Annotated in this window: 10 protein-coding genes; 2 read left to right on the forward strand and 8 right to left on the reverse strand. The window is 58.0% G+C overall.

Annotated features, from left to right (window positions below):
- Positions 1-196 precede the first annotated feature (196 nt).
- The 5 genes from DXD77_RS05115 to DXD77_RS05135 form a co-directional block, all read right to left on the reverse strand.
- A complete protein-coding gene (locus DXD77_RS05115) occupies positions 197-2683 on the reverse strand; it encodes a glycosyltransferase family 2 protein (RefSeq protein WP_117563893.1) in 2487 nt (828 codons plus the stop codon).
- The gene (locus DXD77_RS05120) at positions 2684-3751 is read right to left on the reverse strand and encodes a glycosyltransferase family 2 protein (RefSeq protein WP_117646341.1); all 1068 of its coding nucleotides are present in this window, start codon (positions 3749-3751) and stop codon (positions 2684-2686) included. It lies immediately after the preceding gene.
- Between the two features lie 12 nt (positions 3752-3763).
- Positions 3764-4882, reverse strand: coding sequence for a glycosyltransferase family 2 protein (locus DXD77_RS05125; protein ID WP_158549092.1), 1119 nt, complete (start codon positions 4880-4882; stop codon positions 3764-3766).
- 74 nt (positions 4883-4956) lie between these two features.
- Positions 4957-5997: a glycosyltransferase gene (locus tag DXD77_RS05130; RefSeq protein ID WP_117563896.1), complete on the reverse strand. Its 1041-nt coding sequence runs from the start codon at positions 5995-5997 to the stop codon at positions 4957-4959.
- Positions 5998-6003: 6 nt separating this feature from the next.
- A complete protein-coding gene (locus DXD77_RS05135) occupies positions 6004-7107 on the reverse strand; it encodes a glycosyltransferase (RefSeq protein ID WP_117563897.1) in 1104 nt (367 codons plus the stop codon).
- 256 nt (positions 7108-7363) lie between these two features.
- Here DXD77_RS05135 and DXD77_RS05140 point away from each other — a divergent pair, with 256 nt between their 5' ends.
- Positions 7364-8383: a glycosyltransferase gene (locus tag DXD77_RS05140; RefSeq protein ID WP_117563898.1), complete on the forward strand. Its 1020-nt coding sequence runs from the start codon at positions 7364-7366 to the stop codon at positions 8381-8383.
- A 20-nt stretch (positions 8384-8403) separates the two neighbouring features.
- Here DXD77_RS05140 and DXD77_RS05145 read toward each other — a convergent pair whose 3' ends face one another.
- From DXD77_RS05145 to DXD77_RS05155, 3 genes are all read right to left on the reverse strand, one after another.
- Positions 8404-10362, reverse strand: a complete 1959-nt coding sequence (locus DXD77_RS05145) for an AAA family ATPase (protein ID WP_369831497.1) — start codon at positions 10360-10362, stop codon at positions 8404-8406.
- 41 nt (positions 10363-10403) lie between these two features.
- Complete coding sequence (locus DXD77_RS10375) at positions 10404-12206, reverse strand: hypothetical protein (protein WP_158548913.1); 1803 nt, start codon at positions 12204-12206, stop codon at positions 10404-10406.
- A gap of 139 nt (positions 12207-12345) precedes the next feature.
- Positions 12346-12777: an Rrf2 family transcriptional regulator gene (locus tag DXD77_RS05155; protein WP_117563901.1), complete on the reverse strand. Its 432-nt coding sequence runs from the start codon at positions 12775-12777 to the stop codon at positions 12346-12348.
- Positions 12778-13001: 224 nt separating this feature from the next.
- On the opposite strand from DXD77_RS05155, the gene sufC reads away from it, so the two are divergent.
- Positions 13002-13802 carry a Fe-S cluster assembly ATPase SufC gene (gene sufC / locus DXD77_RS05160; RefSeq protein WP_117563902.1) on the forward strand — a complete coding sequence of 267 codons (801 nt, stop codon included), beginning with the start codon at positions 13002-13004 and terminating at the stop codon, positions 13800-13802.
- Positions 13803-13806 lie beyond the last annotated feature (4 nt).

The raw sequence follows: 13806 nt of genomic DNA on the forward strand, positions 1-13806 counted from the left end.
GACAATCGATTATCGGTCAATCTTAGCTTTATAAGTTTATCGTAGACTATATCGGATTATATCGTGTTGCATAAGTCTGTATAAACTTATCGCGGAAGTATCGAGCTTTCGTAATTTGTCTTAGTAGGTAGTCCAACGTTGCTTTCTTCCAAGCTCATAGCGAAAGAAAGTTTAGTACTTCCTAAAAACCATTGCTTTAGACCGAGAAGTACTCGCTCTCGGAGGATAGGTTCGGTCCGAGCCACGGATCGCCCGTCAAGAAGAACTCTGGCCAGCGCTGCATGAACAGGGCTTGCTCGCGTTTCCAACGGCGCAGCTTTTCCTCGTTGGCCTCTTCCCTGCCACGCGAGGTGAACTCGTAGTGATACAGCTCGGCATAGGGCGTATAGATGGTGCGGTAGCCCGCCTCCCATACGCGCAGGCAATAGTCTGCGTCGTTAAAGCCAACGGCGAATTCCTCGTTGTAGCCGCCGACGCGCTCAAATACGTCGCGTCGCACCATCTGGCAGGCACCCGTTACGGCGCTAAAGTTGCCCGGGCGCACAGCGCGGGCAAGATAGCCCTCGCGCTTTGCCGAGAAGTCCTGGTTGGCATGGGCAAGTGCGCCACGCACGCCAACCACAATGCCCGCGTGCTGCACCAGATGATCGGCAAAGTAGAGCTTGGCGCCCACCACGCCCGCATCGGGACGCTGCATATAGCCCATCATCTCTTCGATAAAGTAGGGGCTTATGACCTCGGTGTCGTTGTTCAGCAGCAGAAGGTAATCGCCCTTGGCATGCTCCACGCCAAAATTAATGATCTGAGAGTAATTGAACTCGCCCGGCCAGTACACAACGCGCGCGATGCCCTTGCCTTCAGATGCTGCAGCCACGCGCTCTGGCAGGGTTTCGTAATACGCAAACGTCTCCGGGGCTTCGCTGTTGTTCTCCACCAAGACAATCTCGTAATTGGCATACGTGACTCTCTGGGCGATCGACATTACACAGGCGTCGAGCGTCTCAATGTGATCCTTGGTGGGAATCACAATGCTCACCAGCGGCGCAGGCTCCGGCAGCGCATAGCGCATGCGGTAGACAAACGGCGTCTCGGTCTCCTCGACCGTCCCGTGAACGCCCAACGAATCAAAGTGGCGCTGCAGCGCAAGGCGCCCGGCCTCGATGGCATACGGCTTGCTATCGGCAGAACCATCGGCGGTCGATCCCGGAAGCACGCGCCAGTGATACAGCACGTGCGCAACATGTTCAAACCGTGCGCCCGCCGCAAGGCAGCGGAGCGTCAGGTCGTAGTCCTGGGCACCCGCAACATCTTCCGGAGACATGCCAATGCGATCGATAAGTGCCTTCTCCACCATCAGAAAATGCGTCACGCAGTTATGGCTATAGAGCAGGTCGACGTTGAGCCGCGTCTTAAAGACCGGCTGGCCCCACTCCCCCGTTTTCTGGAACATGTCCTCGTCGCAGAACAGGACCTGGGGACGCTCGCCCTCGGCAACCTTGTTCAGCGCGGCAACATAGTGGAATAACGCGTCCGGTTCCAGGATGTCATCGTGGTCCAAGAACGCGATGTAGTCGCCCGTCGCTTGCTCAATACCAGCGTTGGTGTTGAGCACAATGCCGCCGTTGCCGGGAAGCTCGATGCGACGAACGCGCTCGTCGTGAGCGCCTGCCGCAAGGGCGGCCACCGCGTCCCATTCGGGCGAGGCGTCCATAAGGAGCAATTCCCAGTTGTCATAGCTCTGGGCTAGCACCGAGTCCAGCAGCTCGCGCAGGTAGACCCGATCAGTCTTGTAGCACGGCACCACAATGCTCACAAGCGGCCTATAGGCAAAGGCCGCCGAAGCGACACGCTGGCACACCAAATCGGCCGGCTTTGCGCGATGTTGCTCAAACCAACGCCGATAAGCTGCGTCGTCTGCACGCGCATCCTTCATGCGGTTCCAGCTATCGTCGACCATGCCGTTGTACAGGCGACCATCCATAGCGCAAAACCCGCTCTGGATTAGGCCCGTGGGATCAGCCGCAATCGCGACAAAATCCCGTATATCCTGAGGCATCTCTACGCTCAGATACGTTTTATTGACGCGGCATCCGTTCTGCTGCGGCACGTCAACCTGCGATTCAAAAACATGCACGGTAACATCGATGGCGTTCATATGTGTATCGAAGATCTGGAACTCAGGGGTGCACTGGGGGTCTCCCGCCCAGGTAACCTCATAGCGCCACACCGCGCCGGCGTCTGCCGGCAAATAGCGAATGGCATCGATCTCGTAGCGACCGCAGCATTCGCCACGCTGCGCATCGCGGATAAGCGCGCACAGCGCAGGCTTTGCTTTGTAGTTAACCTTGGATTCCAGCTTGGCCACGCGGCTATCGGGGCGAATGGAGCCAAGCTTTTGGCCATCGGACGCAAATGCGACGTCAATCGTAGAGCCGTCCAAAAAGGGAAGCACCAAGACGGCGAGCTCGCGCTCGTAATCGGAAACGGAAGGGCAAAGCGCCAGCACACGGCCATGATCGACCGGGAGCACCAGCGACGGCACACAAGAACCGCTCGTCGTCGCATGGGCAAACGCTTGAGAACCCTCCCGTTCAATAAGCGCGGCGACATCCTGACCGGCAAAACGAAGCAGCACAAACAGACGGCCCTGACTGCGGCAAAGTGCCAAACGCTTGATACTCATCTACACTTCTCGCTTTCCCAGGGCGTTCGCTGCCATACGTTTGCAGGCACCCAGGCGTCCAAACCTCAAGACGTCGTAATCGAACATGAGCTTTTTGCACTCACGGGCATTGGGGGCCTTGCTGGTAAGCGCCGCACGCACCATAGCGGCAACAGAAGGAGCGCATTGTGCGAGCGCAGCATCGCTGCCCACGGCAGAACCGGCAAGCGCCGCGGCAACGGCGGCAAACACCTTGCCGCAGTCCGAACCCAGCAACCTGAGCGCATCGTACAGCACCAGATCGCATAGGAAGTACGCCAGGTCATCGGCATACTGGACATCGAGACCGTCGCGTTGCCAGTCAGCCAGCACCGCGGAGTAAATCTTCACGTGCTCCAGCAGTCGCGTCTCGTCGTCATAGCGCATGGTGTCCATAAGCGAGCCCTTGCGCGCCACGCGGTAGTCATACAGCTTGTTCGAGATAAGCGCGGTCTTACGCGAACGACCGTACACGGCAAAATCGAAGACCTGGTCCTCGCCATACTTAACGGTTTCGTCAAACACGATCCCGTTGCCCAGCAAAAACTCACGCTTGCAGGCGGTGCGCCATGCAAAGGGGCGAGACGCTTCCTTAAACAGCAGGTCAGAGCTATAGCCTTCAAACGACACATCGCGCGGGCTCAGCACATAGTTAAGCCACGGATACCCCGCCTCCAGCGGATACGGATTCGCGCCAAAGGTCAACACGTCGCAATCCTCGCGTTCAAAGGCATCGACGATCACGCGGCATGCATCGGGCGTAAAGCGGTCGTCGGAATCCAAAAAAGCAACAATAGGCGCCGTGGACGCAGCGATACCCGCATTGCGGGCGCTCGACAGGCCGCCGTTGGGCTTATCGACCAGCGTAAAGCGCGCGTCCTTTTCGCAATAGGCAGCCGCAATATCGCGCGAACCGTCCGGCGAGCCATCGTTGACCAGCACGCCTTCCCAATCGGGCATGTCCTGCGCAAGCAGGGAGTCCAGGCACCAGGCCAGGCACTCCTCCACGTTATAGATAGGAACGACAACGGAAATCTTGGGGGTAGCCATAGTCAAGTGCTCCTACTGTGCGACCGGAACGTCATCGGGGTGCGGGTTGTCGCCGTAGGCGCGCTGATACGTCAGCACGCGCCAGACCAGCGGCAGGCCGCCGATCTTAAAGTAGTGTTTAAACGTATTGAGCTTGCCCGGCTTCTTAAAATCAAAGCACGAATCGATATAGGCGCGGGGCGACTTGACCATCAGTCGCAAGTCGGTCTCGCCACGCGGGTCGAAGAGAGACAGGTCAAAGCGACCGGCATCCCAATCGGCCTTGAGCTCGGGAGATGCCTTCTCCCAAAACTGCTCGCGCAATTCATCGACCAGGCGCTCATCATTCCAACGGTACGTATCGACCTTCATGCGCATTAAAATACCCTGAAGCTGAGCCTTAAGCTCGGGGCGTTCATCCAAAAAGCGCTGCATCTCGGTATATTCGTCGCACACGCAAAACACCTTGTTAGGAGAATTAACGGAGCTCTTCTCGTTATCTTGGCGATAGCACAAAATGGGGTCCGCGATAAACGCAGCACGCTCGGCGCATGCCCAGACCTTAAAGTTAAAACCCGCATCCTGATACGAAGCACCTGGCGTGGGAAGAAACCGAATCTGATTGTCGTTGAGGAACTCGCGCCGGTAGATAGCCGACCAAATGGAAGGTTTGCGGTAGAAGATGCCCGGGCGATCGACGGGGCGATACGCGGCGCCCGTCATATGCTCGTCGATGATCCCAAACAGCTCACGCCGCTCGCTGGGCGTGGACCAATACAGGTAAAAGTCGCCCTTTACCACATCGGCATGCTCGGCATCGGCCTTGGCGACCAGCTTTTGGAGTGAATCCTCAAACATAAAGTCGTCGGACTCAAGGATGCCCACGTACTCGCCGCGCGCCATCTCCAGGCCGCGGTTCATCGAGTCGCCGTAGCCGCTGTTGGCCTTGTCGATCATCTTTACACGGGGGTCGCGCTCCATGTACTCGCGGATGATATCTGGCGAGCTATCGGTGGAGCCGTCGTTGATGCAGATGATCTCGATGTCCTCGAGCGTCTGCGCCACGGCGGAATCGAGGCACTCACGCAGGTAGCGCTCAACATTGCAGATGGGAACAAGAAGCGAAACTTTAGGGGTATCAGAGTTCTGCAAGAGAACCTCCTGTTGAATAGCGTGTAACAGGGTTATTTTAGCAGCCGAGTTGCGGCGGGCGGCAGCGCTTGGAATTAGATAAAACGCTCCAGGCAGGCTTTGAGACCGCGAGTCGAAAGATAGAACAGCGCGGCATCTGCCATCGAAACGCCCGAGGTCGCCGCAACGAGCTTGTGGGCAACACGGCGAACGGCGCCCTTAGCAGGCATATCCGCCCACTCCGTTCCCAAAAACGTCGTGAGGTCCATGTTGACGCGAGCCGCCACGCGATGGAAGTCATCGGCATCCAAGCGCGCCAGGTCGAACACAATGAGGTCCAGGAACCAGGTGATCAGCTCGCCGGGGCACAGGTCCAAAAGACCGTAGGCCGCCCAGCCCTCCAAGACCTCCTCGAGCATTCTCATGTGGGCGTCAAGCTTTTTGGCGCGAGCCTCGGCACTGTTGAACTCGTGCGTCGCCGATTCGCTCTCCATCACGTAGTGGTAGAACTTGTCCGGCATGACGACGGTCTTGCGGGCAAGCGCATAAGCCGCAAATTGGAAGACGACGTCCTCGCCCAAAGCCAAACCGGGGGCGAAGCGAATGCCTTCGCGATTGAGCAGCTCGCGCGAAAAAGCCACGCGGCAGGCATAGGGCTGCGCATTCGAATGGAACAGAAGTTGGGGATCACGGGCGTCGAAGGTACCGGCTTTGGGGCTCATGAGTTGATGGACGCGTTTGGGGGCAGCATCGGCTGGTTCACAGACGCCGCCAAAAACGGCGGCCTCGGCATCTGCAGACTCCATGGCATGCAGTACGCGCTCGACCGTCTGGGCATCGATATAATCGTCGGCGTCCACAAAAAAGACGGTCTCGCCCTCGGCGGCATCGATACCGGCATTTCGAGCACACGAGACACCCGCATTTTCCTGGTCAATCACCAGTACGCGATCGTCGGCCTGCGCGACCTGGCGCAACACGTTCAACGAATCATCAGTCGAACCGTCGTTGACGCAGACAACCTGAATCGAGCGTTCGGACTGAGCCAACAGCGAATCGAGGCATCGCTGAATGGAGCGCGCAGAGTTGTAAACGGGGACGACAATGGTCGCTTTGGGGGTCAAAGTCTCTCCCATGTCGACCTACCCCCTCAGCGATTCGATGAGGAAGGCAGCAACCACGCCTGGGCCTCCAACCGAGGCGTAATACTTAGCACGCCCCAAGGCACCATCCGTCGCAAAACTCGGATGCTCGTCAACCCAGCCCTCAGGATCTTTGAGGATGGCAGCGAGATTTGCGCGCTTCCACGGCTTGAGGTCGTCAAGCGAAAACTCCCCCGCGTCCAAGGCCGCTTGGAACTCCTTGGCCATCTGAACCAGGAACTCCTTATAGAACTTAGGCGCCAAGCGCACGTAGTTCCACATATACGAATCGTACTTAATGAGCTGATTGAACTTGAGCATGCGCGCGACGTCATCACTTGCGTGGTCACGGGCATAATCCTGTCGAATCCAACGCTCGATCTCGGCATACTCGGTATTGACGCAAAAGACCTTAGCCGAAGAATTGACCGAGGAATTCTCGTTGTCCTGGCGATACGACAGCACGGCATCGTGCAGGTAAACAGCCTTATCGGCGCACGCGATCACCTTAAAGGCGAATGACGTGTCCTGAAAGGATGCCCCCGGAGTCGGCAGGAACGTAATGCCGTTGCGCTCAAGAAAATCGCGACGGTACACGGCCGACCAAATCGATGGCTTTTGCTTAAAGAACTGCGTCGTATCGCTCGGATGCACTGGCTTGCCACAATCCTGAGGTCTAAACATCTCGTGCAGCGAACGGCGTTCCTCGGGCTTAGACCAGTAGAAATCAAAGTTCGCCTTCGCAAAGTCGGCATTATTGCTATCGGCGGCCGAGACAAGCTTTTCGAGTGCGTCGGACGCCATAAAGTCATCGGACTCCAAGATGCCAACGTACTTGCCACGCGCCATCTCCAGACCGTGGTTCATCGAGTCGCCGTAGCCGCTGTTGGCCTTGTCGATCATCTTGACGCGCCTATCGCGCTCCATATACTCGCGAATAATCGCCGGCGAGTTGTCGGTCGACCCGTCGTTAATGCAGATGATCTCAATATCCTTGAGCGTCTGTGCCAGGGCGGAATCGAGACACTCGCGCAGGTAGCGCTGAACATTGTAAATGGGAATAAGCAGCGACAGAACAGGGCTGCCAGAGACGTTAGTAGACAAATGTGCTCCTTAGGAAATACCTGTCGTTTCATGGTATCAAAGGGTCAGCGCGCCAGCGGGCGTTTATATAATCTATGGAGCCTCTTGCGGGCAAAGCAGCCCCACATCATGCGGCGGGCCCATGGCAGGTTCCTGCGTTTTATTCAAAGCTTGCCGTCAAGGTGCGCCGAGCCTTTACAATAGGACAGTCCCAAGGACGTATTCGATAGCTTCCGCGCAGCGCATGCGCGCCGCGCGTGAAAGGATATATTGCCCCATGCCTTCAACCCTTCCCGCTCCCATCGATAAGCTCGCCATCGTCGTCGTTACGTACAAGCGCCAGGAACTCCTGGCCAACTTGTTCGACTCCATGACCGAGCTCACGGCAACGCCCTGGCGCATCGTGATTGTCGATAACGAGAATTCGCGCGAGACCGAGGCCATGTGCGCCGCATTTAACGAGCGTCTGGCCAACCTGTGGGGTATCGACACCGAGCAGCCCGACGCGCAGGGCGGCACCGACCGTGTCATCTACGCCCCGCAGCTCGAAAACGGCGGCGGTGCGGGCGGCTTCTCCGCTGGCACTAAATGCGCCTACGATCTGGGGGCCCAGTGGTTCTGGGTGATGGACGACGACGTGCTCGTCATCCCCGAAGGCATCGAGCGTCTTGCCAAGTGGACCGACCGCTACGATGTCATCCAGGGTTCGCGCCTGGACTTTGACGGCGGCGCCTTCTTTTGGCAATACCAACTCATCCTTTCGCTCGGCATTCCCAACCCTGTCGCCAAGTGGGACTTGGGACCCGAGGGCTACCGCACCATGAACCAACTGTGCTTTGAGGGCGGCATGTTCTCGCGCCGCGTGGTCAACAAGATTGGCCTGCCCGACGCACGCTTCTTTATCTACGGCGACGATGCCTGCTACGGCTACGTGGCCAGCCAGCACTTCCCCGCCGCCGTGGTTGCCGACGTGGTGCTCAAGCGCGCCCGCGCCGTCTCCAACTGGGACATCGCCGGTAAGCGCCAACTCAACTCCACGAGCGACACCAACCGCTATTACATCATGCGCAACCGCGGCTATCTGGCCCGCTACATGCAGATCTATGGCGACTATCACCCCATGCTGTTCCGTCTGGGCAACGCCGCGACCTTCTGCAAGGAGTTCATTCGTCTGGCCGCCGTTGACAAGTGCTTTAAGACCGGTATTCCGGCGCTGCGCCGTGGCATGAAGGACGCCCGCAAGATCATCAAGGACCCCAACTGGAAGCCCATGCCGCCCCTGAAGGACGCCGAGTAGCAAAGGGCTTTCGCCATCCCCTATAACCGCTGGCACACCACGGACACGCGCTGCCCGTCAAAGCCAAAGCCCCAGCGCATACGCCCGACGGCAGGGCGTGGCACGCGAATATCATCGATGCCGTTGCGCTCGATTTCGAGCAGCGCCTGAACCGCCAACAGTTCCAGGCCCAGGGCATCGACGCCAGGGTCGCACATCATGTTGATCGTTATCAGCGGGCGCTCGTCCAGCATGCCGAGCGTGTCGGCCACGTCAAACACCCGACCGGTGGGAATCACCTGGATATCCCAGCGATCCGAGACGCCACTTCGCTTGGAGCTGGGATTGCAATAGCCGGGCAGTCCAAAGCAGAGCCCCTGAAGCGCCAGATGATAGGCTGTCGGCATATCTGATTGGCCCACATCGATGCCCAGATCGCCGATAGCACAGCTCAAAGCTTGCTTTACAGTGTCCTCGTCTCCTCGACACAGCCCGTCATGGAACGAGTCGATAACTCCAACGTCCTCAACGGCGCACTCAAACCATTCCAGAATTACAAGACGGAGCGCCTGACGCACTTCGTTGTTAGGCAGACGCAGGGAACGAAGGCACGCGCCGTCCTCCGAATGCCCCGTCATGTCCGTCGTAAGAAATCCAGACAGATACAGCGCTGTCCAGATATCTTCGGGCTTGGCAGCATCGGCCTCCTCGGCATGCACATGCACTGGCGCCTCAATAAACCCATGCGGCTCAAGCAAATCGAACAATGCGGACAGGCGCATGAGATTCCAGTCGCCGACGCATGCGCTCAGACGGTCGGCGTAACCATACAGATCTGCCCGAACGGGCGCGACGCAACCGCGATGTGCGTAGTCCACCACGCGCTCCGGGATCGAGCAATAAAAACCACCAAACAGATAGCCCTCGAGCCACTCACGCGCGTCATCCAGACAGCCGTTGCGACCGATGCGATCCAACAGCACCTGGACTTCGTCGTCCGAAAAACCGAACCATCGATCACACCAGCTCGACAGCGGTGTCGCCGACCGATAGGAAACCCCACGTTGGGACAACGCGAACTCGGCAGGACCGGGGCGCTCGCCCATAAGACACGTCAATCGCAACGAGTCGCCGGCGTCGGCAATGGTGTCGAACAACATTCGGCTGAGCGACTCTAGGGAATCCACGCTACCGTCGTCCTTAGCGCCCAAACGCTTTGGACATACCACGTCGTAGTCGTCTATCAGAAGAACAACATGTTCATCGAAAGCTACCTGGAGCAGTTTAATAAGCACGCCAAGCGCCGCATCGATCTCCCTATCGCTGGCCACCCCACGCGCCACCCTCTCGATAAGACGAACCTCACGTCTTGACAGATCAGGCGCGGCAAGCAGCGGCAGCAATCTGGCGCACTCGCGCACGACAGCTCCGCGAATTGCTGCCGCAGCACCAGCGCCATGCCTCGAAGCGGCAGCTGTAAAGTCGAGCATGATGACCGGATAACTCGCGTACTCATCACGATAGCGACCGCCGCCCGCCTGCCAAATCTGGGTACCAGCGAACAGGCTTCGATCCGGCAGCCGGTGATCAGGTCGTTCCAAATAGCACTTGAGCATCGATAGATTCATGCTCTTGCCAAAACCCTTGGGCCGACAGCAAAGCGCAACAGGTGCTTCACTGTCCAATATATCGGCAATAAACATAGTCTTATCGACGAGTAAACACCGATTGATTGCATCGGAAAAGTCGTATGCATCAACCGGTAGAGCTGCGCTATCCGCATGATTGAGCAACCGTGCACCGAACGCATGAGTAAAACCACAATTCACCTGTTCAGACACCGTAAACTCTCCTTCTAACGCAGCACGATGTCCATTGTAGCGAGCGGGTAGAGCGCAACAATATCGACATGCAAACGTTTCGGGCAGCGGTAGCAACAGACCCCCGAGGGGGCATAACAAATCGTTGCACAACAAAAAAGGGGCCCGATGCCGCCGCACCGGACCCCGTCCCAAACTCTTATAGAAAACGATTTGGAAGATTACTCCTCCAAGCCGTCCTCCCCAGAAGCCTTCTTCTGCTGATCGAGCTTATGCTTACCACTTACGATAGACGTAGCGCCCAGTGTGGCCAAGCTTGCACTGGCAAGGCTCGCCATCACAATCAAGTCGCCCGTCTTGGGCATGTTGCCGCCCGAGGACTTGGTAGTTGTAGTCGTCGTGGTCGTGGTGGTCACCGTTTTGGAGTCATTTTGCTCTTGGACCTGGTTGTCAGCACCGCTCTTGTCGTCGTCTTCGGACTGTTTCTTTTCGCCCTCGGCCTTGCTCTTGTCCTTCTCCTCAGATTCAGACTTCTTATCCTCGTCCTTCTTCTGTTCGGACTTGTCGCTCTTCTCCTCAGAGCTAGAACCCTTATCGGATTCGGTCTTCTCGGAAGCCTTGTCCTTGGAGTCGCCCTTTGCGGCTTCGATCTTTTCCGTGGAAACCTGATCAGAGTTGCCCTTGTTCTGGGTCGAGCCGTTATTGACGCCAGCCATCAGCGAAGAGCCCAGCGTAGAACCAAGCTGCTCGGAGAAAGAAGGCTTCTTGTCCGGCGAAGCAACGGGAACGTCCGGCGCCTTATTCGAGTCATCCTTGGAAGCATCGGAACCAGGGGTTGCGTCAGAGCCGGAGCCGTTGTTAGAGCCGGTGCCAACGGACGAATCGCTCGAGCCGGTGGATGAGTTAGAGGTGCCAGCACCGGTCGAACCAGAAGCGTCGCTGTCCGTATTGCCTGCAGAGCTTGAAGACGAATCGCCCGCAGCAGAGCCGTTCGAAACGGAGCCGTTCGAGGTGGAGCCGTCGTTGGTAGTGCCACCAGCAGAGCCATCACCGTCAGCATCGGTCGAGGGCGCATCCATCCTGTCATCGTTAGCATCGTCACGCGAGTCGTCATTCGAATCAGGCGCCGGCGTAGGCTCGGGCTGCACGGGCGTCGCAGCGGCAGCGGCCTCGTCCTCGGCGATATAAACCAAGCAGTCCTTCAGCTCGTTGCGGTAGCGGTTCTTCCAGCCCTCATGATACTGGGGCTGGCTCGAAAACTTGGTGGCAACGTTATCGACCACGCTATTGAAGAGCGCCGTCACAAACTCGCGGTCGGACATATCGTTGGAGAGATTCGCCCAACGGAAGAAGTCCCTGCAGCCACCGGTGCCGCACATGTTGGTAATGCTCCACACCATGCCCTTAACGCAATCGGCACGGCCCGAAATATCAATACCTAGGCCGCTCTTGAGCCACGCCTCGGTCACCGCATAGTACGAGTTGTACGCATAGGCATCTTGCAGAGCCGAAAACTCAGCAGGGTCGGTGTTATAAGCGCCCTGGAAGGCCTCCTGCGCAATACGGCCCAGCTCAGTGAGCTGGGCGTTCTCGTACATGGCATTGCTCGTGTTAGAAATCTCGCTGCCGCGATCAATCGCATCCTTGAGCATGCTGTATTTCTCGGGATTGTAGTTGTAGACCTGCTTCATAAACGGAATGAGCGACCAACGACGGTCGAACTGGTAATAACCCAGCGCGTTATAGCCGTCGCCATACGAAAAGCCCTGGTTATAGTTGCCATGGCTCTCGTACTTGGTAAAGTACTTCATCTCGGGGGTCACGTTAACAAACGAAACGCCCTGGACCGACCTCAGCACGCCCGAGAAGGACTGCTGGGTGTAGAGACCCTTATCGATATCGGTGGCATCCGAGGCAACGCCCGGCGTGGGCTCCTCGGCAGCGGCGGGTGCCGGCACGGAAACGGCGCCAAACGAAAGCGCCAGCGTCAGGCCCGCGACAATCGCAGAATGCTTGGGCTGCATAAGATCCTCCCTGCATTGGTGTAGTTAAAGTGCAGTTTGCAAAGATAGAAATAAGTATTGCAGCTCGCCCGTTGTTGCACAACAACCCCTCGGTAAACGGCAACAACCCTCCGCGAAATCTTAAGGAATTGCGCTCAACCTACAGCTTAATGTCAAAGTTGATCTCTGGGACGGCGGCAAGGTCGGCCAACGACACGCCGTCGACGTACTTTTCGATCACGTCGTCCAGACCGCGCCAGAATTTGACGGTCGAGCAGAGATCGCTGCGAGCGCAGCTGTTGTCGATGCCATCGCACGCCACCGGAGCCGTGCTGCCCTCGACGGCGCGCAGGATGTCGCCGGCACGCACCTCGGCCGGGTCCTTGGCCATCATGTAGCCGCCGCCCTTGCCGCGCACGCTCTTAAGTAGGCCCGCCTTCATGAGCGGACGAACCAGCTGCTCCAGATACTTTTGCGAGATACGCTCGCGGTCGGCGACCTCGCGCAAAGCGATCTTGCCCTCGGCGTCGCCCAGCGCTGCGATATAGATCATCAGTCGGAGGGCATAGCGGCCCTTAGAAGAAATGAGCATACCTACCCTCCCATCGCATCTGGGACAACATAACCAGGTTTGTTTGTCCCAAATCTTAAGTAAGTGGGACAAACACAACAGGTTATTTTGTCCCAGAATTTGAAAAGTCGAGTGGATTAGTCGGGTTTTCCCTTGACTAACGCCGAACCCATAGTAACTTTATTCCGAGAAGATTCCTAGGGTTTAGTACACCTATGAGTACACCATATACAGAGAGGGACAGCATGAGCGCAAATCCGCTGCTTTCCATCGAAGGTCTGACTGCCTCCGTGGACGAGAAGACCATCCTCCACAACGTCAACCTCAACGTCGCCGCCGGCGAGACCCACGTGCTGATGGGCCCCAACGGCGCGGGTAAGTCCACCCTTGGTCACCTGGTCATGGGCGACCCCGTCTACACCGTCAACGACGGCCGCATCATCTTTGACGGCCAGTACATCACCGGGCTCACCACCGACAAGCGCTCGCGTGCCGGCCTGTTCCTGAGCTTTCAGGCCCCGGTCGAGATCCCGGGCGTGCCGCTGTCGAGCTTTTTGCGCGCCAGCATCGCCGGCCGCCCCGGTCTGGAGATGAAGGGCAAGGAGTTCCGCCGCCGCGTCAAGGAGCTCGCGGCCGAGCTCAACATGGATACCGCCTATCTCAACCGCGAGCTGGGCGTGGGCTTCTCGGGCGGCGAGAAGAAGAAGGTCGAGATGCTCCAGCTTCTGCTGCTGCAGCCCAAGCTCGCCATCCTCGACGAGACCGACTCAGGCCTGGACGTCGACGCGCTTTCCACCGTCAGCCACGGCATGGACGCCTACCGCAAGAGCTGCGACGGCTCCATGCTCATCATCACGCACAACACGCGCATCCTGGAGCACTTGGATGTCGACCGCGTCCACGTTATGGTCAAGGGTCATATCGTGCGCGAGGACGACGCCTCGCTCATCCCCTGGATCGACAAGAACGGCTTTGAGACCTTCGAGCGCGAGGCCGCCGAGCAGCGCGCCCAGGCCGAAGCCGCCGCTGCCGGGCAGCAGGCGTAAAGGG

Source organism: Collinsella sp. TM09-10AT (assembly GCF_003436275.1).
Classification (GTDB): Bacteria; Actinomycetota; Coriobacteriia; order Coriobacteriales; family Coriobacteriaceae; genus Collinsella.

Bases quoted from the DNA above. Each gene is read 5' to 3' on its own strand.
- DXD77_RS10375 (WP_158548913.1), bottom strand. From the start codon at position 12,206: ATGCAGCCCAAGCATTCTGCGATTGTCGCGGGCCTGACGCTGGCGCTT.
- DXD77_RS05130 (WP_117563896.1), bottom strand. From the start codon at position 5,997: ATGGGAGAGACTTTGACCCCCAAAGCGACCATTGTCGTCCCCGTTTAC.
- DXD77_RS05115 (WP_117563893.1), bottom strand. From the start codon at position 2,683: ATGAGTATCAAGCGTTTGGCACTTTGCCGCAGTCAGGGCCGTCTGTTT.
- DXD77_RS05120 (WP_117646341.1), bottom strand. From the start codon at position 3,751: ATGGCTACCCCCAAGATTTCCGTTGTCGTTCCTATCTATAACGTGGAG.
- DXD77_RS05140 (WP_117563898.1), top strand. From the start codon at position 7,364: ATGCCTTCAACCCTTCCCGCTCCCATCGATAAGCTCGCCATCGTCGTC.
- sufC (WP_117563902.1), top strand. From the start codon at position 13,002: ATGAGCGCAAATCCGCTGCTTTCCATCGAAGGTCTGACTGCCTCCGTG.
- DXD77_RS05155 (WP_117563901.1), bottom strand. From the start codon at position 12,777: ATGCTCATTTCTTCTAAGGGCCGCTATGCCCTCCGACTGATGATCTAT.